The 1,343-nt window shown below is 62.6% G+C and carries 2 pseudogenes; one reads left to right on the forward strand and one right to left on the reverse strand.

The annotated features are described in order from the left end of the window. Positions 1-508, reverse strand: a pseudogene (locus RT91_RS19735) (transposase); the annotation flags it as partial. Positions 509-884: 376 nt separating this feature from the next. Between RT91_RS19735 and tnpA the strand changes: the two are divergent. Beyond that, positions 885-1,343 (forward strand): annotated as a pseudogene (gene tnpA, locus RT91_RS21100) (IS66 family insertion sequence element accessory protein TnpA); the annotation flags it as partial.

Consider the following 1,343-nt stretch of genomic DNA (forward strand, 5'->3'; position numbering starts at 1 on the left):
CATCAACGTCCAGGCTTGACGACTGTAGTGTCGCCCATGACGCAGCAGGAAGCCGGACAGCTGCTGGCGCGCCTGCCGTAGTGCTCGCACCGCCATCAATCGAGTCCGGACCAGGTCACGGATCGCTTCATGCGCCGGATCCGGCACCCAGACCGCCGTCAATTCCCCCGCCCGATGCAGCCTGGCCAGGTTCACCGCATCCCGACGATCCGTCTTGATCCGTTCCCCCGGCCTTGCGAGGGATCAGCGACGGCGCCACCACCACGCAGTCATGCCCGGCCGCCGTCAGCTGTCGCTGGATCCCGTAGCCACATGGACCCGCTTCATAGCAAAATCGCAGTTCCCCGCCCACGCGCTGCAACTTCGTCACCACCCTCGTCAGCGCCTCCGGGGTGTTCGCGATCCGGCCATACTCGCGCACGTCATCGCGGCCGCCAGATTCCGCCAGCGCGACCGTGATCGTCTCCTTGTGCACGTCCAGCCCGATAAAAGTGATATGCTTTCCCATGACCCGTCTCCTATGCATTGAGGCTCGGCACCGGACCTCCCGGCGCAACCCTCGGAAACCTGCATACTGCGAGACGGGTCACCCCAATCTCAGGCGAACATCTGGTCTAGTGGGGGCCGGTCATGTCTTCGAAAGCGAACTGAATCACAACCCGATAAAATCGCTCAACTATCTTTTTCGGTCCGGCTCTCGGGAACTGGAGACCCATGGTCGCTGGACCGGTGTGGCTGCGATCATCCCGGCGGGTGTGCTCGATGGTGCCACGGGCCTGGTTGCGTGAGTGGTGTCGCCGCCTATCCGATCACGGAGGATGGTCTGAGCCCGTGGATTTCCTCCAGGAATGAGTAGAGTCCGCCCCATCAGGGAGACGGACGAGATGAAGAGCAGTCGGTTTAGCGAGGAACAGATCATCGGCATCCTCAAAGAGCAGGAGTCGGGGATGTCGACGGCGGAGGTCTGCCGTCGACACGGGATCAGTTCGGCGACGTTTTACAAGTGGAAGGCCAAATTCGGCGGGTTGGAAGTCTCGGACGCCAGGCGGCTCAAACAGCTGGAAGACGAGAACGCTCGGCTCAAGCGGCTGTTGGCGGACGCCGTGCTGGACAACGCCATGCTCAAGGAAATTGCGTCAAAAAAATTCTAGCGCCCAGCCATAAGCGGGAGGCGGTAGCTCATCTTCAGAGCCTGTTCGAGGTGAGCCAACGCCGGGCCTGCGATGCGCTGGGCGTGGATCGGACCACGGTGCGGTATCAAAGCCGCCGCCCGGATGATGCGGAGGCTCGCGAACGCATGCGCGTGCTTGCGGGCGAGCGCCGTCGATTTGGCTATCGGCGCC

Origin of the sequence: Acidiphilium sp. JA12-A1, assembly GCF_000724705.2 — a bacterium.
In the GTDB taxonomy this organism is placed as follows: Bacteria; Pseudomonadota; Alphaproteobacteria; order Acetobacterales; family Acetobacteraceae; genus Acidiphilium; species Acidiphilium multivorum.